Origin of the sequence: Chitinivorax sp. PXF-14 (assembly GCF_040812015.1) — a bacterium.
In the GTDB taxonomy this organism is placed as follows: domain Bacteria; phylum Pseudomonadota; class Gammaproteobacteria; order Burkholderiales; family SCOH01; genus JBFNXJ01.
In genome coordinates this window covers 74,380-89,371 of the sequence record NZ_JBFNXJ010000001.1, presented here as the reverse complement: position 1 = coordinate 89,371, position 14,992 = coordinate 74,380, and the positions used below count along the sequence as shown (strand labels likewise).

General features: G+C 63.2%; 19 protein-coding genes. All 19 read right to left on the bottom strand.

All coding sequences use genetic code 11. From position 1 onward, the window contains the following. Nucleotides 1-12 precede the first annotated feature (12 nt). Complete coding sequence (locus ABWL39_RS00500) at nucleotides 13-1,137, bottom strand: DNA methyltransferase (protein WP_367786176.1); 1,125 nt, start codon at nucleotides 1,135-1,137, stop codon at nucleotides 13-15. A gap of 83 nt (nucleotides 1,138-1,220) precedes the next feature. Further along, nucleotides 1,221-1,694: a lysozyme gene (locus tag ABWL39_RS00495; protein WP_367786175.1), complete on the bottom strand. Its 474-nt coding sequence runs from the start codon at nucleotides 1,692-1,694 to the stop codon at nucleotides 1,221-1,223. Further along, on the bottom strand, nucleotides 1,691-2,167 hold the full coding sequence (locus ABWL39_RS00490; RefSeq protein WP_062794232.1) for a hypothetical protein: 477 nt from the start codon (nucleotides 2,165-2,167) through the stop codon (nucleotides 1,691-1,693). Before ABWL39_RS00490 ends, ABWL39_RS00495 begins: the two co-directional genes overlap by 4 nt. Then, nucleotides 2,164-2,469: a DUF6127 family protein gene (locus ABWL39_RS00485; protein WP_020200523.1), complete on the bottom strand. Its 306-nt coding sequence runs from the start codon at nucleotides 2,467-2,469 to the stop codon at nucleotides 2,164-2,166. Before ABWL39_RS00485 ends, ABWL39_RS00490 begins: the two co-directional genes overlap by 4 nt. Before the next feature lie 65 nt (nucleotides 2,470-2,534). Beyond that, entirely contained in the window at nucleotides 2,535-2,885 is a 351-nt protein-coding gene (locus ABWL39_RS00480) for a DUF2793 domain-containing protein (RefSeq protein WP_367786173.1), read from the bottom strand. A 3-nt stretch (nucleotides 2,886-2,888) separates the two neighbouring features. Continuing rightward, entirely contained in the window at nucleotides 2,889-3,485 is a 597-nt protein-coding gene (locus ABWL39_RS00475; RefSeq protein WP_367786171.1) for a hypothetical protein, read from the bottom strand. Beyond that, nucleotides 3,485-5,758 (bottom strand): phage tail protein, encoded by a 2,274-nt coding sequence (locus tag ABWL39_RS00470; protein ID WP_367786169.1) that lies wholly within the window; start codon nucleotides 5,756-5,758, stop codon nucleotides 3,485-3,487. Before ABWL39_RS00470 ends, ABWL39_RS00475 begins: the two co-directional genes overlap by 1 nt. Next, nucleotides 5,758-5,973, bottom strand: coding sequence for a hypothetical protein (locus ABWL39_RS00465; RefSeq protein ID WP_367786167.1), 216 nt, complete (start codon nucleotides 5,971-5,973; stop codon nucleotides 5,758-5,760). The genes ABWL39_RS00470 and ABWL39_RS00465 overlap by 1 nt, the downstream gene beginning before the upstream one ends. Further along, nucleotides 5,970-6,197: a hypothetical protein gene (locus tag ABWL39_RS00460; protein ID WP_009521704.1), complete on the bottom strand. Its 228-nt coding sequence runs from the start codon at nucleotides 6,195-6,197 to the stop codon at nucleotides 5,970-5,972. The genes ABWL39_RS00465 and ABWL39_RS00460 overlap by 4 nt, the downstream gene beginning before the upstream one ends. 18 nt (nucleotides 6,198-6,215) lie before the next feature. Beyond that, complete coding sequence (locus ABWL39_RS00455; protein ID WP_367786165.1) at nucleotides 6,216-7,004, bottom strand: DUF2163 domain-containing protein; 789 nt, start codon at nucleotides 7,002-7,004, stop codon at nucleotides 6,216-6,218. A gap of 5 nt (nucleotides 7,005-7,009) precedes the next feature. Then, nucleotides 7,010-8,584 carry a hypothetical protein gene (locus tag ABWL39_RS00450; protein WP_367786163.1) on the bottom strand — a complete coding sequence of 525 codons (1,575 nt, stop codon included), beginning with the start codon at nucleotides 8,582-8,584 and terminating at the stop codon, nucleotides 7,010-7,012. After that, nucleotides 8,581-9,639 (bottom strand): hypothetical protein, encoded by a 1,059-nt coding sequence (locus tag ABWL39_RS00445; RefSeq protein ID WP_367786162.1) that lies wholly within the window; start codon nucleotides 9,637-9,639, stop codon nucleotides 8,581-8,583. Before ABWL39_RS00445 ends, ABWL39_RS00450 begins: the two co-directional genes overlap by 4 nt. A 19-nt stretch (nucleotides 9,640-9,658) precedes the next feature. Next, a complete protein-coding gene (locus ABWL39_RS00440; protein ID WP_367786160.1) occupies nucleotides 9,659-12,364 on the bottom strand; it encodes a phage tail protein in 2,706 nt (901 codons plus the stop codon). After that, entirely contained in the window at nucleotides 12,364-13,005 is a 642-nt protein-coding gene (locus ABWL39_RS00435; protein WP_367786158.1) for a DUF6441 family protein, read from the bottom strand. The genes ABWL39_RS00440 and ABWL39_RS00435 overlap by 1 nt, the downstream gene beginning before the upstream one ends. A gap of 3 nt (nucleotides 13,006-13,008) precedes the next feature. Further along, the gene (locus ABWL39_RS00430) at nucleotides 13,009-13,164 is read right to left on the bottom strand and encodes a hypothetical protein (protein WP_367786156.1); all 156 of its coding nucleotides are present in this window, start codon (nucleotides 13,162-13,164) and stop codon (nucleotides 13,009-13,011) included. Between the two features lie 29 nt (nucleotides 13,165-13,193). Next, nucleotides 13,194-13,595 carry a hypothetical protein gene (locus ABWL39_RS00425; RefSeq protein ID WP_367786154.1) on the bottom strand — a complete coding sequence of 134 codons (402 nt, stop codon included), beginning with the start codon at nucleotides 13,593-13,595 and terminating at the stop codon, nucleotides 13,194-13,196. Further along, nucleotides 13,595-14,347, bottom strand: a complete 753-nt coding sequence (locus tag ABWL39_RS00420) for a hypothetical protein (protein ID WP_367786152.1) — start codon at nucleotides 14,345-14,347, stop codon at nucleotides 13,595-13,597. The genes ABWL39_RS00425 and ABWL39_RS00420 overlap by 1 nt, the downstream gene beginning before the upstream one ends. A gap of 2 nt (nucleotides 14,348-14,349) precedes the next feature. Continuing rightward, a complete protein-coding gene (locus tag ABWL39_RS00415) occupies nucleotides 14,350-14,553 on the bottom strand; it encodes a hypothetical protein (protein WP_367786150.1) in 204 nt (67 codons plus the stop codon). 4 nt (nucleotides 14,554-14,557) lie between these two features. Continuing rightward, on the bottom strand, nucleotides 14,558-14,983 hold the full coding sequence (locus ABWL39_RS00410) for a hypothetical protein (protein ID WP_367786148.1): 426 nt from the start codon (nucleotides 14,981-14,983) through the stop codon (nucleotides 14,558-14,560). Nucleotides 14,984-14,992 lie beyond the last annotated feature (9 nt).

The following is a 14,992-nucleotide window of genomic DNA, read 5'->3' as shown; positions in this document are numbered from 1 at the left end:
CAGCTAGCGCAATCAAACTCTTTCGACGTGAAAATCAAACTCGACGGCGGCTGCAGACTCGGCTTTCATCTGATCTGCTTGCCGCTTGCCGACATCTGCTGATTTGGCCGAGCGGGTGGAGACCAAGCGCCAATCGACTCCGGACTCCTCCAGCGAATCTCTGAAGAGTTTTTTCGCATCAACCAGTGCAGACGGAATTATTCCGAATCGAACGTACATATGAAGCGATTCAGCCGACGCTGCGCTGTCGGCTATATTCTTCCAAACCTTGCCGAGCGAAGCTGCAAATACTTTCTGTCCGCCGTGATCGAGTTGCGGTCCAGCTGAGTAGTCAATGGAGTCAGGCCCACCCAGAAACCAGTTTCTCAGCCATTGATCTTGGACATACGTCCGCATTCCGTAATAAGGGGGGGACGTGATCACAATCGACGGCGCAGTGCCAATCGACCTGAACAATTCTTCCGACTGAGCATCGCCGTGTAGCACTTGAGATGTCGGACACGGTGACGCTTGCTCAAGGCCCACCAAGCGTTCGATCTTGCGACGAAGCACGCGGAGCACATCTACCTTTGGTGCTTCAAGATTCCGTTCTTTCCAGAATCTCACGGCGTAATCAGGCTTTGATGCGTAAGTCCGCGGCATTTGATTTGAAAAGTAGCCCGCGTTCTCGACGTGTTTTGGAAGTGGGCCATGCAAACATCCAAGCGCTGCAGCGCGCAAAATGGACGATGCATCTGTTTCATCGTCGAGACCGAGCAATCCCTCACGCAAGGTGCAAATATCACGGAGCGTCGATTGGTGATATGCCGAACGAAAAAATGGAGTATCTGGCAATGCGACCGGGGCGATATCTGAAATGAACTTTGCCGCAAGCTCGAGTGGTGCCTCAATGTCACAACTCGCCAACTTGGCTTTCGCAATTGCGACAGCGACGGGCGATGAGTCAATGCCCCAGGCAGAAAACCCGAACTTTCGCGCTGAGAATAGAGTTGTGCCTCGACCACAAAATGGGTCGAGCACAACTGGCTTTTCCTTTAGATGCTTTTTGAGGACCCTGTTCGGATACTCGAGCGGAAACATCGTAAAGTAAGGGCAAATTGCGTTCAGCGCATTTTCTTTGTTATAGGCAAGGGCCACGTTCTTGGTACTTGTGCTTGGCGTAAATTTTGGATATAAGGGCCAGTTTACACGGCTATGAGCGTGTAGGGAACGTTTCGCACTCATAGATCAGCTCTCCCACGCAACAACAAGCATTCGGCTTGCCTACGTGCAATCAGCCCTGGCAAGACTCTTCCGCCCCCGTAGATCCATCGGCCCAGTTCCTTTTCGGCCGCATCCCAGTCTCGTTGGTTCACTCGCCGCCGCAACGTCGACGTCTGCAACCGCCCTGTGCCAAGGTTGAATGTGAAATCCACGATGGCGGCGAGCCGCCCCTCGGGCTCCGTGGCCAGCATGGGGCAGTAACGCAGCGTGGCGGCAAGTGCCGATTGGAGATCGCGCGCCAGATAGACCTCGGCTTCGGCCTCGGTGATCTGCGGGTGATTGGGGTCGCAGAGGTGGCCATAGCCAATCGTCCAGAAGCCTGCGGGGCAGATGTAGGGGACGGCGGTGATCTTGATTCCGCGTTTCACCTTGCGCTCGTATCCCTCAAAGCGCTTGGCCAGCTCGATGGCCGCTTTTGGTACCTCAATCACGACCGCACCCGGTCAAACACGCGCCCGAGGAACCAGAAGTTCAGCACTCCGGCCCACAGCGCCTGATCGGCCTCCGTCCATGCGTGCAGAATGGCCGTACCCCAGCCAGCTCCTGCGGTCACGGCTGCTGCGAAAGCAGCCGTCTTGGCGGCGCAGTACAGGGCCATGAACCAGTAGGTGATCACGGGGCGCACGCTGATCGACAAGGCGTCGGCCCAGCGAACCCCGGTTTTCTCGCCCTGAGTCCGAACGGCTTCGCGCAAGGTTTCGATGGCTCCGACGTTCCACGCGGCATCGGCACCCGCGCCGATTTCCGACATTCGCTGCGCGCCGCGCAGCTTCTCGAACTCCAGCGCCTTATCCTGCATCGCCAGTTCGTGGCCACGCTCTCCCTTGCGGTCGAGCCATTTGAGGATTTCAGGGGCGAGGCGGAAGGCCCCACCAAGGAGGCCGCCAAGTAAAGTCTCGATCATTGCGGGCCTCCCATCAGTTTCAACTTGATGGCGGCACCGACTAGCAGTGCGGCCAGGATGCCGGTGGTGATGACCTTGACGGTGGTTTGCCAGGCTGTGCGGCGAGCATCGCGCCAGGCTTCCAGCAGGTCGCGCAGTTCGCGGATGTCGCGTGCGGCGTGGCCGTTTTCCAGGCCAAGGTGGGTCAGGACACGCTCGGCCCCGCGTTCAGCGGCGCGATCTAGCAGTTCGTCGAAGTCCTCGCGGCGCAAGAGGAGCATGTTCTCGACGAGCGCAGGCTGTTGTTGTTCGGGTTCGGTCATTGCGGTCTCCAGAAATGTGAAACCCGCCTCGTGGGCGGGTTTCTGGTGGGTACGAAGATGGGAAATCAGATGGCGAGGCCTGCGCTCCAGCCGGTGGACTTGAAGGCCGAGAGCTTGGCCTCGTCCTCGATGTAGCAAAGCCAGCCGATCTTGGGCGCGTGGTACTCCCAGGCATCGGCGATGCGCACGGCGATCTGGTTGGTTTTTCCCGCCCACACACCCGTGGCAGCCGCAGGCACGATGTAGCGGTCGCCGTTGGCGGGGCTGGCAGGGGGCGTGGTCAGGTCGCGGTCTTTCACGGACAGGCCGACCACAGCGCCGAGGCGCTTGAGGTTGGCGTCCATGCCGGTGTCCCAGCCGCTCTCGCCGAGCGTCCAGCCGTAGTTGAGCCCAAGGTTCGGGTCGGTCGATGACATGGTCTATCTCCAGAGGTTTGATGCTTGGCGAATGCGCCGGACTGCATCTGGATCGCCGGTGCGATGGCTTTGCTGCGGGTGCTGTCGCCAATGCCGCCCGACGATGGGCAGGTACAGCACGCCGCCGCGCTTGGCTACGAGCAGGGTCAGCAACCAGTCGGCGAAGTTGTTGAGGTCGGTGGTTTCTTTGAGCACGGCGTCGACGGCGGATCGACGCATCACGATCAGGCCGTGCACGTGGCTAGCGCTGTTGGCGTGTTGCCAACGGCTGTAGGCCAGACGTCGCACCGCGATGTCCTGGCCGCTTTCGTCGGTCAGTGCTTCGTCGGTGTAGGCCATCACGGCCTGCGGGCAGGCATCCAGCGCATCGGCCAGTTGTGTGAAGGCACTGGCTTCGTACAAATCGTCGGGATCGACAAAAGACACCAGCGGCAAGGTGCCTTGCGCATAGCCTGCCGCGCGTGCCTCGCCGATACGGCCCGGAATGCCGGGCAAAACGTGCAAACTGATCGGTGCTTCCTCGAGGCTGGCGATGCAGGACTCACGCCATTCGGCAGGCTCGTTTAGCGTGAGCAGATGAACATCGATGCGCGGCTCCATCACACACCTCCCCAATACTGTCCCCAGCGCAGGCCGTAGCCCGCACGATCCATGGCCCGCACCTGCGGCTGCCAGCTGCTCAAACCATCGCGCTCGGCACTGATTTCGACTGTGATGCGGTCGCCCAGCGCACCCGCATCCAGCACGGCCACTGCTGCCGTCCAGATGTAGGCGGTGCCGAGCAGCCCCGTCTCGTTACGAACCAGCACGTTGTTGCGATTGCGGATGTGTACCGTGTAGGTCACGCCCAGTTCTGGCCCGATATCGCCCTCGTCTTGCTGCACGATGTAGGCTGTCTGCTGAGTGCGGTCGCGATGTGCCCACGCGACGTTGAGATCACCGGCCACAACGGCAGGCTCAGTCTGGCCATTGAGGCGGATACGACCGGGTGGATACGGCAAAGCCTGCCGACCAGCCAGCACCATCGGCTGCCCATTGGCGGCCAACACAGGATCGCCCTGATCGGTCGAAGTGCGAGGAATCGCGCCCACGAACACCGATTCGCCCGGGGCCCGCTCCGCACCTTCGGATGCCAGCCATTCGCCGACACCGATCAACCGAGTCCCCGAGGCATGTGCTTGGGGTGTGGTGTCGAGCACGCCGCGTGCGAGATCGATGGTCGCGTTGGCAGCATCGAAGGCCAAGACGGCAACGGCCTCTGCAATCGCCCCACTGGCAGCCATCAGATACGCGTAGTCGCCCTCGGCCAGTCGCTCCGGCTGGCTGATGGCCGTCACCGGCACACCGATGGCATCGACCTCGCTGGCAGGCAAGGCTGCATCGAGCGTCAACAGTGGTGCGTAGTCTTCGCCCACCACGGCAGTGAGGTCTCCGCCCGACGCGCCGGTAGCCAGTTGCCAATTCAGTTGCCCGGTACCGCCTGCGGCCGCCAGCGCACCGAGATAGGTGTCCGTATCGGTCAGGTAGGCCAGATCTGCGCGCGACAAGCGCCGGGCCAGTTCCCAATACGGCACCTCGACGGCCAGAACCAAGGCGGGCGACAACGGTTCGATGGTCGGCTCCTCGACGTGCGGTGGCGGAGGCGACAGCACGGTGTTGCTCATCCCGAACACATCTTCCATGGCTTCGATGCGCCACTCGGCCGCGCCCAAGGTGCCTGTGTCGATGCCGGTGACGCGCACCACCATCTGATCCACACCCAAGCGCGGCCAGTTCAGCAGAAATACATCACCCGGCAATGGCGCACGCTCCAGCGTGTCGCGTGCCACCGTCAGACTCATCCGGGCCAGCGGCGAACCCAAGGCGCGCAGGTCACGCAAGGCCAGCCGCGCGGCCAGCGGCCCGTAGTTCACACCCGGGTAGTCGCGGCGTTGATTGATCACGCCGCCTTGCAACTGGATGGCGGCCAGGTTCTCGACCGTGACGGCGGCATCACCGCCGGTTTGCCAGTCGGTGTAAACGACGGTCAGTTCATTGGGCAGCTCGCCCCACTGGGCACGTTCGAAGCGTTCCAGCCGCACAATTTCGTCGGGCCCCAACAGCGGCAGGCTGTCGATCCAATAGTCGTCGCGCAGCAGCTTGAGCTCAAACGTTCCTTGTTCCGGGTCGGTGTAGAGGATGCCGCCAATGTGGTCGATAACCTGGCCGATGAAGCTCTCGATGGGCTGCTGGCGCGTCCAGATGAGATTGAGGCCGAAGCCCTCACTCGACAAAGCCCATGCCGCATTCCAGAAACTCCAGCCGATGGTGCTCTGCGGATAGCCCATACCCCAGTGCGGATCGGTGAGGCACTGCACCAGAATGTGCGCCGGGTTCATACCGACGCTGATCTCACGGCCTTCGTCCTCATCCCAGGTGCGGACTTCGGCATTCCATTCCATCCACGGCGCATCGAACCAACCCGCAGTGAAGCGCCGGACGCGCACTGCCCACGGTTTGATGTAGGGGTTGTTGGCCGCGAACAGGATCTTGCGTGCCACCAAGGACAGCACGCCCCGAAATGCCGGAATGGAACCGCCGAGGCGACTCATCAGGTAGTCGTTGCGTCCTTGTCCGGCATGACCAGAAAGCACATCGATGGTGCCGACCACGCCGCCTTCGCGCTCGTCGCCGCCAAACAGCGTGGGCTTGTTGATCGAGAGGCTGCTCAGCCCATGCCCGCTGGACAGCGGCGCACGGTCGGCATCCCCCCACGCGGTACGGTCTCCCATCTGGATTTCCTGCACGGCATCGACGGGTCCCTGGCACAAGGCCAGATGTAGCCCCATCCGGTAGCGATAGCCGACGGTTTGCTTCTTGCTGCTGCCACCCATCAGCCTTGCTCCCGCTGGCTGGATTGATTGCGGGCGTGTTCGACCACACGTTGTGCCATTGCATCGCCGGTGGCCAGCAAGGTTTCTGCGTCACAGCCATCGCGCAGGAAGGCCCGGAAATCCAGATCGTGACGCGCAAACCATGTGCGCGTGCCGTTCACGCACAGGCCTACGGCGCGTACGTGATCGATGGTGATGACGGTCTGAGTGGTCATTTCTTGCCACCTTTCTTCTTGATCGGGTCGGCTTCCAGATCGCCGTACCAGACGACGTTGGAGCCACGCAGCAGCACGGTGCCGAACACGACGGGAATCGGTCGGCCTTCTTCTGCGGTGGGGGCATCGACGTCAGACAGGGATGCCGGTTTGGGTTCGGGCGGTTTCGGCGCGAGCGCGACCGAAACCAGCGCCGCCACCACGATGACGACGAGGTACCACATGGCGATTCCTCCAGGGATTCAGAACACGCCCGTCGAGAACGGGTTTTTGCTCGGGATGGCTGGAAAGCCGCCGTAGTTGTCGAGGTTGCCGAAGCGCGACTCGCACGTGGCCGTGCTGTGATCGCAGCCAACCGTCAGCAGCACCTCGGTGTCGACTTCAATGGCCACCGGATAGAGCAACTCGACGCCACCACCGTAGTCATTGACGATCATGTGGCGCGCACCTTCCGGGGTTTGCAGCCAGCCACCGGCCAAGCCACCACTGACGCTGCCGGGCGTGCCACCATCGAGATCGACGTTGCGGCCATTGCTGTTGCTCACCAAGGCACTGGCGGAAATGGGTGAGGCACCACAGGCAGCCGAATACAGTACGTGGGAACACTTGCGGCTGTAGAGCCGCCGCAACCCGATACGCTTGAGACTGACTTGCGCCGACTCGCAGCGAACGCGAGCGACATCGTCAGCAACTTCGACGCCCAGCACCCGGCCCATCCAGCGCGTGCCGGAGATCCACCAGTAGTCGCCCCAGGTATCGCGCCGTCCGATGCGCAGGGTGATCGAGGTGGTGTCGCCGGTCAGCGAGTTGGCGAGCAGATGGCGCACCAGATCGCAGTTCGGCGGCAGTTTCAGATCCAGCGCCGATTTGGCTGCTTCGGCACCCAGTGCCAGTTCGTTGCGCTCGATGGGCAGGCTGGCGTACAGATTGCCGTCGAGATCGACATCGAATTCGTGCGGCGTCAGGTAGAACTGCGCGCTGTTGCTGACGAAGGCGTAGAGCTCGACTTCCAGCAATGGGTTCTGGCTCATCGTGCTTACTCTCCCTCGTAGGTTTGACGGTCATTGCCGCGCGGTTCGGGCAACTGGCGCGCGGTCAAGGTGATCTCCAGCAGCGTCGGGCTGTGCCAGTACAGATCGACTGCGTCGTGGTCGAGGCGGCAGCGCACGAGGCGAATGACACGGCTGCCTGCAGGCACCCAGTCGTCGAGACCTGAGCGCAGCACCAGCACACCGCCTTGATCCAGATGGCAGGTCGCCGTCAGGGCGTACTGCCGATAGCCGTCTGGGTGCACGATCAAGCAGGCGGCGGGGCGATGCCAAAAATCCGAGATTCGCGCGGAGATGTCTTTGCCATCCACGCGCAGGAAGCCATCTTCGGGATCGGCTTCGACGGTCACCCACAGGATCGGAGCCAAGCCATCGGGCAGCCAGAAGGCTTCCAGACGGCCTTGGGTGCGCCACAACCGCGCCCGCCAGATCTCGATTTCATCGAGTGAGCTGGCCAGATAGCGCCGCTGCAAAGTCGTCGTCGCCCAGGGATCGTCACGGCGCACCCACGGATCTGCAGGCGAGAAGTCTTGGCGGGTGATCGTGGCTTGCGCGGCGGCCGTTGGATCGTCACGCCAGTTGCCATCGGGCCAGACCGGAATCTCGTCGAGCCACGGGTCGTCGAGCACGTCCAAGTCCGGCGTTTGCGCGGGCGTGACAGTCGTGGTGACGCTGCCGCCGACCATCCCCGGCACCCACTGGGTCAAGTCCGCCGGATCGACAGCGCGTCCCCACACCAAGGGCATCACGCTGCTACCGGCTCCGGCAGCACGCGCCAAGGGTTCGGCCAGCCACAGCAGATCGGTTTCCACGTCGCTGAGTTGGGCGACTTGCCAGCCCTCGGGCGCAATGATCAGCACCCAGCGTTCGTCGCTGTCCCAGCCCTGTACGCCGTCATAGGTCAGACGCAGCGCGGCAGCCGGTGGGCCAAAGCGCCGCCAGTCCGCATCCGACACCTCAAGCGCCAGCGCGCCACACTCAGCTGATTGTGTGAGGTGAACGGCATACTGCGGCAGCGGCCACAGCGCCATTTGACCGAGATGATCGGCCAGCCAGTCGGCCACCAGGGCATCGGTCTGCCGGGCGTTGCCGACCTTGTAGGTCAGTGAGCGCCGAGGAATGCGGCGGCGTGCCTGACGGGATTCGTTGCCACTGGCCAGCCGTGTGACGCTGGTCTGCCACTCCAGCCGTTCCACAAGGGGCTCCATCCAATCATGACGGAAGGAAAACACGCCGCGTTGCGCATCCGGCCAAGGCTGGTCGCCGAAGGCATCCATACCGGTGGCGACGATGGCGCTTGAGGCCGTATCCCGGCGCAACACTTCGACCAGAAAGATCGGTGCATCGATGGGTGGCCAGGGGCCCGTCAAGGATTCCGCCAGCAGGCTGGCCGCCAGATTGGGCGGCAGCGGAGCGACAGCTGTTTCCGGCGTGAAGCTGGCTGCGCTCGCCCCGAAGGTGGCGCGCGAGAGCACTTCACTCTGGAAGGCGGGCAGTTCGCTTCCCGGCGTCGGCTTGCTGGAAACCTCAGCGATGTCTTGAACGACGACGCGATCCGTCATGCCGACTCCACGCCGAACTCAGCGGCATTGAAGGCGGCCTCCGTCCACTGCACGTTGCCGTTCGGATTACGCTCGAACAGCGTGCTCTGCCAGGCCAGTTGCTCCTGCAGAATGATGTCGGTGCTGACGGCGCTTTGCGCACCACTGACCACGAGACCTTTGACCTTGCCCAGACCGGCGTCGGTCTTGCGGGCCAGCATCGTGAGCTGGACGCCATAGATGGCGGGCGTGGCCATCACAGGCAACGGCTCGACATCGAAGGACTGGCGCAACCCCACGTTCGGTGCATTGATCGCCGTAGATTCGTCCTCGTCGCTCACGGCTTCCCAGGCAGCGTTACCGACCGGGCTAGCCGTCCACTGGTTCAGGCTGCCATCGGCCTGTGCCTGCAAGGCATCGACGCGCACATCACCGAGAAAGGTGTTGTTGATCGTGCCGCTGGTGTCGGCGATGTAGAAGTCGTCGACGTCGATGGTGAGCGGGCACGACTGGCCCGGAACCGCACCGACAAATGCTGTCAGCAGTTGGCCACCACCTTGAATGGTGTTCTGCGCCGTCATCTGGATGGCCAGGATGCCGTTGATGCGCACTGACAGAATGCCGTTGCTGGTGCCCTGCGTGACCTGCAACTCGATGTAGTGCCAGCCGCGCGCCGGAGCGCTGGCGACTGAGACAGAGATCAACTGGTCATAGCCGTATTGCCAGCGGTAGAGCTTGAGCCGACCGTCCTCGCCGATTTTCACGAGATGTGCGACCTGCGAGTTGGCATCGCGCACGCCCAGGAGCAGTGGCTCGGTGTAGGTGTTTGGGTACGGCACCACGCGAATGGCTGCCCCGACGATCAGGCTGGTCTTGGTGGCGTCGAGGTTCTTGACGTAGCCACCGCCCGAACCTTCCGGCAGACGCAGGGCGTAGGAGGACGGGCGACGACCATTGATGCGTGTGGCCTGCGGTGACAGATACGCCGCCTTGCCTCGTGCCAGCCACGGATCGCCAAAGCTGTCCACGGCCTGTGGGTCGTAGTGATCGAAACCGTCGATGAACAGAAGTGCCATTGGACTTTCCCCTGAAAATTCAGCCTTGCAGCGCCGCACGGATGGCCCGTGCATTGCGCCCGATGATGTTGACGATGACTTTCTCTCCGGCAGGCGACTGCAGGTGGTCGTGGGTCACGCCCGGATCGACCGCGTTGACGATGCGCACCGCCTGATTCATCTGCGGCTGCGCGGGCGGCACTTTCAACTCTGGTACGAGCCCGCCCGCTGCGAAGGCCAATTCGCCGCCCTTGAAACGTGGGCCTGCCGACAAGCCGTTGAGCGAATCGAGGAAGGCCACACCGACCTGGCGCACGGCGGCCGCCCGCACCACGTACTCGCCTGCGGACAGACGCGCCGGGATCGAATCCGAGGTGGCGCTGCCCGGCCCGGAGACCAGACCGCCGCCCGCAAACTTCTTGATGCCACCCAAGAGCGCCATCACAGCGGCGACCATGGCTACCATCGCGGCCACCGCGAGTGCCGGGCCAACGTAGGGAATGGAAGCCTGCGACGCCGCCGCCCCGGCTCCCGCCTTGGCCGCATCCATCGACACCACGGCAGTGGTTTCGGTGGTCTTTTGGGCGACCTTGGCGGCGCTGGCCGCCGCATCGACGGTCTGCTCCTGCTGGATGAAGCCGAGCTTGAGCGCCAGCATCCGCGCCTGCATGGCGATCCACTGCTGGAACGGCTGGATCACGATCTGCTGCAGGAAGGCGTCGGCCACCTGCTGGAAGATGCTCGCCAAGGCACTGCGCCAGGTCTGCGCGCCGGTGATCATCCCGTTGAGCGCACCACCAAAGCTCTCGCCGATGCGATTCCACAGCGGGGCCATTTCATCGACCGTAAGCTTTGTGCGATCCAGCTCGTTGCGCCACGCCTGCACGCGAATCACCGCATCCGGCCCGATGGCCTGCGCGGCTTGCTGCATGGTCGGCAACAAACGCTCCATCTCGGTGGCCGATTGCTGTTGCAGGGCCACGATCTGCTGACGCGCCTGTGCTTCGGTGAGCAGCCCGGCCTGCTGCTGGGTCTGAATGGCCTCCTGCGCATTGCGCAGACGCTCGGTGACCTGCCGCCATTGGGCTTCCAGCGCCGCCAGATTGGCCTGCGCCGCCTTCACGTTGATCAGCCGATCAACGAGCGACACACCTTCGGTATCGCTTTCTGCCGCCAGTCGTGCCCGCAGATCGCGGTAGCTGCGCTCGATGGCGGCTTGCCGGTCGGCATCGGTAGCCGTGCCGGTGATCTGTGCCAGTTCCTCACGTGCCTGCGCCAAGGCGTCGGCCAATTCGCGCTCGGCTTGTACGGCCTTGCGGGAATTGGCCTGCTCGATGTCCGTGCGCCGGTTGTTGAGCGTGATCAGGTCGGCTTCCGCCTTGGCGACATCGGCCTTGGCTTTCAGTCGGTCGTTTTCCGATTTGCCGGTGGTGGCGACCTGCTGACTGCGAGCCAGCTCCTGCTGCTTGCGCGCGATCTCGGCATCAATCTCGCGCTGTTCGATGGCTGTTTTCTGCGTGTAGTAGTCGCGCACCGAGACCAGACGATCTTCGAGTGCAGCATCCAGCGCAGTTTGTTGCCGGGTCAGACCGTCCTTGAGCAGCGCGAACTCGGCGTCCAGCTGCGCTTTCATCAGCGTGGTCTTCGCGCCGGTCGTGTCCTGCGCTGGCTTGACGGCCTTGGGTTTGGTCAGGCGTTGAAGCAATTCCGGATCGGCCTGGATCTTGGGTGCCTTGACCTCGATGGGCTTGGGGTCGAACAGGCTGTCACGAAAGGACGCCAGTTCATCCAGCCGTTTGACCAGATTGCCCTTGAGGTCGGCAATGATGGCCTTGGCCCCATCGGTGTTGCCCTTGAGCGCCTCGACCGCCGCCGCCACACCGGCCCCAATGGCTTCGCCCAAGGCGACGAAGGCCTTGCCGACGGTGGCGGCACCGAGGGCCAGGGTCTTGAGCACCAACACCGCGCCATCCAGGATCACGCGCAGCGTGCCGCCTTGCTTGGCCGACTCGACCATGCCACCGGCCATATCGTTCAGGGCGGGCAGCAAGGACGCGATGATCTGGTTGCCGATGCTGGTGGTGGCCAGTTTCAGCTTGTCGAGCGCATCGTTAAAGTTGCCCGCCTGCGCCGCAGTCTCACTACTCATCTGCACGCCGAGCGCCTGCATCTCGGCGGCGAGCTCATTGATGCCGTCGCGCCCCTGATTCAGGAACGGGATCAGCTCGGCTCCCGACTTGCCGAACAGTTGCACGGCCAGCGCGGTTTTTTCCGCGCCATCGGGCATGGCCTTGAAGCGCTCGGCCAGATCGAGCAGCACCTGATCGGTGGCGCGCAGGGTGCCGTCCTGGTTCTTGAACTCGACACCTACGGCGGAGAATCCGCGCGCGGCATCTTCCGATCCGGTCGCGGCTTCCAGCATCGTGGTGGACAGCTTGCGCAGCCCCTTCTCGAACGATTCGCCGGACACACCGGACTGCTCGGCTGCCGGTTTCCATACCGACAGGGTCTCGACGCTGACACCGACACGCTGCGACATCTCGTCCAGCGCATCACCAGTGTCGATGGCCGATTTGACCATCGCGGTCAGACCGGCCACGGAGACAGCCACCCCGAGGTTGGCCAGCACGCCGTTGACGCTCTTGGCCGTATCGGTGAGGCCGCCCAGCCCGCGCTTGATCGAGTCGAAAGCGGTCTTGGTCTGGTCGACGGCACTGATCAGGATTTGGGCACGGTTGCTTGCCATCAGACTTTGTCCAGTTCTTGTTGAATCGCCCGAGCCAGTGCAGGCAAGGCGCGTTGCACGCCACCCGCCAGATTCAGTCGTCGTTTGAGATCGACGCGCTTGACCAGCACGGCGATGGGAATCTCCTGGCCACGCTTGATCTGCTTGGCCCCGGTACGACCACGCTCGGCACGCTTGAAGCGGCCAAGCTGCCCGGCGTTCTCTTTGATGTTCTCGGCCACCAGCAGCACGCGACCGTTCTTCTCGATAAAGAAGGCATTGCCCGAGCGCATCAGGCCGTCAATGACCGCCTTGAAGCGCTTGGGGCCGATGCGCCCGGGCAGCAGCGGTATCAGCAAATTGCCGCTCACCGTGCCGCCTTTTTCATGCAGACCGAGCCAAGGAATCTTGCTGCCCACCAGCAGGGCGGGCAGCAGTTCGGGCTTCTTGTCGAACACCTTCACGCCCATCGAGGAGATGAAGCTGTTGCGCTTGACGGTGAAGGCGCTGCGCATCTCGGATCGCGCCGCATCACGCACTTCACGCCCGCCCGATTGCATGCCCTTGGCGACAGCGGTGTGGATGGCGCGACGCCGCTCGGTGCTCCATGCCGCCAACTGGCGCGGGTCCAGCAAGCCGGTGGTGGTCAGAGACAGGCGCACGTTTTAGTCCTTCAGGAGATCGCGTTGCAGTTGTTCGATGCCACGCTTCTCGCCCTGTGCTGCCACGGCATGAATGCCGAGCAGCTGGGCAAGTTGCTGCCGTTCGATCTGTCCGTCGGCATCCAGAAAGGCTTGCGCCTGAGCGAGCGTATAGGCCATCACGTCGCCAAGCCGGTGCCCGGCGCGGATCAGGCGGGCGACGGCACTGTCCCAGCCGAAATCGTCAGCGAGCGCAGCGTCGGCGCGAGTCGCTGGGCCGCGCCCTGAACTGCCGGGACGACGTGCGCCACGAAAAAATCCGCGTTCACCTCGAACACGGCGGCGGCCAAGTGCACGGCGTCCTCCAGCGACAGGTCGTTGATCCACGCGCGTTCACGCCGGGTGGTGATCGCCAGCAAATCCAGCACGGCATCGCCGTGCCGTCCCAGCAGCGCCATCCAGTCCGGATCACTGGTGATCTCCTCGGCCAGCGGGCGCACCACGGCCAGCAGCCGTGGCAACTCGCCCAGCCGGATCGGCGTCAGTTCCAGCGCGGTACCGGACAGCGTCACGACGACAGGCTCAGGGGGGAAGGTATTGAAGCCGTCCATCACAGCAGCACCAGACGTCCGAACTGACCGAGATCACCACCGGCTGGCTTGGTCAGATCCGCCAGTACCTGGCCCGACAGCTCAAACTTCAGCAGTTCGTCCGTGATGATCGAGAGCTCCTTGGCCGGGTTGATGGCCACGCGGTACAGGTCGATCACCACCTCGCGATTGCCGTCGGCGGTGTTGAGCCCCTCGAAGCGAATCCAGCGCTCGGGTAGTGGCTGGGTGAACATCGCCGTGCTCTGCGCCGCGCCATAGGCGTAATCGACGGTGAACGGCTCGGTGTACGGGCCGCCCGACGTGGCATCGAGCACCACCAGCGAGCCGTGCTTGGCATTGACGCTGTACTGGCTGGCCGGAAGCGTCTTGGGCGTGGCATCCAAGTCCTGGATCTGCACGGCGGACACGTTTTGCATGGTCAACGGATACAGACTGCCCGGCGTGACAGGGTTGGGCAGCAGCTCGCCAGTCACCGTGCCGGGGGTGATCGTGGTCGTGGTGCCATAGAGCGCGAGTGCCAAGTTGGTGGCGATCAGCTCTTCCAGCGTGCAGGCGAACTCGCCTTTCTTGGTCTTGATGAGTTGCAGGTCGGTCAGGCGCTGACCCGACTGAGCTTCCTGGTGCTCGATGGTGTCCACCGACAGCGACACCTTCAGCTCGGGCACGTTACCGACGAAGGTCAGCCCAGCAGGGTTGCCGAGTTCATCACGTGCGCCGATGTAGACGCGGCCTTGTCCAGAAAAGTAAGCCATGTTCAGTCTCCTTGAGTGGCTGCAGTTGTGGAAACACCGGACGTGGCATCACGGCGGGCGGGTTTGGAATCAGTGGCGGGGGTGGCCGCTTTGGCCGTGCCTTGTGCGATCAGCCAACGGGCGCTGGCGTCATTCAGATCAAGGCGATCACCTACGAAGAGGCGCTTGCCTGCGTGGGTATGGGGTTTCAGTAGTTCGATGTGCATGGGTTCATCCTGTTTGGGTAAGGTCGATGGCGTGGGTGCGGTAGCGGATTTCGTAGCGGGCGGGCAGCGCGACGGCCCCGGCGTCGGCGTCGTCGAACTCCCATTCGCAGTCGATCTCGCGCACGGCGATGACCAGACCGCCCAGATTCGGGTCGGCGAGCATTGCCGCGTGGGCCGCGACCAGCGCCTGGTCGGCGACATCGAAGGCATCCGCACCGCGTGCCACCACGGCAAGCCGGACCATCAGCAACCGGTCGACAAGGTGGTTGGCGTGGGCGGTGATGCTGTCGCCATCGACGAACAGCAGCAGCGCCGGACTGGCCTCGCGGGTGACCGGCACAGCAGGCATGCGCAGCACCGGTGTCGGGGCAATCGCAGATGCCAGGCGCGTGACGATCTCCCGCAAGAGGCGCTCGCGGACGGAGTTCATGGGGTGTTC